This is a genomic window from bacterium (genome assembly GCA_021372615.1).
Lineage (GTDB): Bacteria > Armatimonadota > Zipacnadia > Zipacnadales > UBA11051 > JAJFUB01.
Genome location: JAJFUB010000139.1, coordinates 1 through 2,545, shown reverse-complemented (window position 1 = coordinate 2,545; position 2,545 = coordinate 1). Strand labels below are relative to the sequence as shown.

General features: G+C 66.6%; 4 protein-coding genes. 3 read left to right on the top strand and 1 reads right to left on the bottom strand.

What is annotated here, in order from left to right:
- Positions 1-359, top strand: a 359-nt coding sequence (locus LLH23_20345) for a hypothetical protein (protein ID MCE5240820.1), incomplete at its 5' end; no start/stop codon positions are given.
- 96 nt (positions 360-455) lie between these two features.
- Here the strand turns inward: LLH23_20345 and LLH23_20340 are convergent.
- Entirely contained in the window at positions 456-1,217 is a 762-nt protein-coding gene (locus LLH23_20340; protein MCE5240819.1) for a DUF1559 domain-containing protein, read from the bottom strand.
- 162 nt (positions 1,218-1,379) lie between these two features.
- On the opposite strand from LLH23_20340, the gene efp reads away from it, so the two are divergent.
- Entirely contained in the window at positions 1,380-1,943 is a 564-nt protein-coding gene (efp, locus tag LLH23_20335) for an elongation factor P (GenBank protein MCE5240818.1), read from the top strand.
- A 125-nt stretch (positions 1,944-2,068) separates the two neighbouring features.
- The gene (locus LLH23_20330; GenBank protein MCE5240817.1) at positions 2,069-2,521 is read left to right on the top strand and encodes a hypothetical protein; all 453 of its coding nucleotides are present in this window, start codon (positions 2,069-2,071) and stop codon (positions 2,519-2,521) included.
- Positions 2,522-2,545 lie beyond the last annotated feature (24 nt).

Sequence of the window (2,545 nt, the reverse complement as noted above, 5' to 3'; positions counted from 1 at the left end):
ACCTTGGCGTGCTGCTGAATCTGGGGACGGCGCTGCACCTGTCGGGCCAGCACACGCCGGCCATCGAACGCTTCGAGCAGGTGCTGGCGCGCGACCCCGGGCATATCGTGGCGCTGATCAACCTGGGGGCGGCCCATGGGGCGCTGGGGCACTTGGACCGGGGCATCGAGGCCCTGGTGCGGGCGCTGGAGGTGGACTCGACCCGCCGCGACCTGCACTACAACCTGGCGGCCCTGTACGTGCGCAAGGGCCGGGCGGCCAACGCCATGGCCGAGCTGGAGCTGGAGCTGGCCCTGCACCCGGACCACAAGCTGGCGAAAGACACACTGGCGGAGATGCGCAGGCAGTTGCTGCGGTAGAAGGACGGGCCCGGAGAGCGAACCAGACCCCGAGAACGAAGGCGGCCTGCACCGGAGTGCAGGCCGTCGTGGCGTGTGGGCTGACCGGTGCGCGGGCTAGTGGTACTGGTACTGGTACCAGTTCCCGCAGCCGGCGCTCGGGTTGGGGTGGCTCGAGGGGTGGTTGGCGATGCCACGGCGCTGCCACTTGCCGTGGCCATCGGCGTAGGCGCAGTTGGCGCCCTCGTTGTGGCGGCTATCCACGACATAGTACGCGTTGTTGTAGAACGTTGCAGTTGCAGCGTCCGGCTGGGTCGTGTTGTCGGTCCGGTCCCAATAGTCGCGCTGGCAAGTCCAGTTCGTGGCATCGCACAGTACGACGACCTCGGCCGGGGACTGCATGCCGTCCAGGGACTGGCCATAGTAGCTCTGGTCCGGGTTGCTGTATGAGCCCCACGAGTCGGCACCTGAGGTGATGTAGCCCAGGTTCCCTGCGTACCCGAGGACCTCTCGCACGCCGCCGTAGCCACGGACGACGATGGACGTTCCGCCACCCGGAGGCGGGAGGGACTGGCCCCACGTGCAGCTCGGACAGGCGAAGATCTGGCCGTTCTTGACATAGGGGTAGAGGGCCCACGGCCAGTAGATGTACATCGAGGCGACGCCGGTGTCACGCCCGGTCAGCAGATCAGGCAGCATCCCGTCATAGTCAGTCGCGTACTGGTGGAAGGCCACCGCGAGCTGCCTGACGTTGGACAGGCAACTTGCCTGCCGCGCCTTCTCCCTGGCCTTGGCGAACACGGGGAACAGAATGGCGGCCAGGATGGCGATGATGGCGATCACGACGAGTAACTCGATGAGTGTGAAGCCCCTGCGCATGACAGGCCTCCTGCACCGATGTGATAGTCCTATATGGAGATTCGCTGCCGGCCCCGGCGGCACCTGCCGCGGCTGCTTTGACTTTTGCCCCTTGTTCCTGTAGAATCCGCAACCACCATCGCGAGCCGCCGTGGCGGTGGCGCGGACCCTGGAGGATGCGACGTGATAGCCACTTCCGATTTCAAAGCGGGACTGACCATCGAGCTCGATGGCAAGGTCTACCAGATCGTCAGTCACGAGTTCCACAAGCCCGGCAAGGGCGGGGCTGTGGTGCGCACCAAGCTGCGCGACATGAAGACGGGTAACGTCTTCGCCAAGACCTTCCGTTCGGGCGAGAAGGTCGAGCCGGCCCGCGTCGAGCGCAAGGAGATGCAGTTCCTCTACGCCACCGGCGACCAGTATGTCTTCATGGACCTGGAGACCTACGACCAGGTCGAGATGGACGCCGCGCGCGTGGGCGATCAGGCCAAGTGGCTCAAGGACGGCGAGTCCGTCTGGTTCATCAGCCACGAGAGCGAGCTGCTGGGCATTGATGTAGCCAACACGGTGGATCGGCGCGTCATCCGCACCGAGCCCGGGGTGCGCGGCGACACCGCGACCGGCGGCACCAAGCCCGCGACCATCGAGGGCGGGCATGTCGTCACCGTGCCGCTGTTCATCAACCAGGATGAGATGATCCGGGTGGATACCCGCAGCGGGGAGTACGTCACCCGCGTGACGTCATAGGCTGTCGCGTGGGCGCGCGTGTCCCCACGCGCGCATGCGGGTGTTGGGGACAAACCCGCCCACGCGGACGGACTGCGGGTGTGGGGACCACCCGCCCACGCGAATGAGTTCTCACAAAGGAACACATGGTGCCGCTGGACCGCGAGCGCATTCAGCAACTGCTGGAAGTCTTCAAAGCCTCTCAGGCCGGGGAGTTCGCCCTGCAGGAGGGGGACCGGTACTACCGGTTCGTGCGCCTGGCCCCTGCCGGCAACGGTGACCCGCAGATTGTGATCGAGGCCGGGGAAGGGACGGCGCCGGCCGTGGCGGTGGCCCCGCAGGCCCCACCGGAGCCCGAGACCGTGGCTGTGACCGCGCGCGTGGTGGGCCTGTTCTACCGGGGCAAGCAGCCCGGGCAGGAAGCGCTCGTGCATGTGGGCGACCAGGTCAAGCAAGGCCAGATGTTGGGCCTGATTGAGGTGCTGCGCAAGCCGACCGTGGTCACCAGCCCCGTGGCCGGGGAGATCGTGGAGATCGTCCACGAGGACGGCCATGGCGTGCAGTATGGCGACCCGCTGTTTGTGATCCGGCCGAGCTAGGCGGCGGGTGCCGCGTAGTTTTGG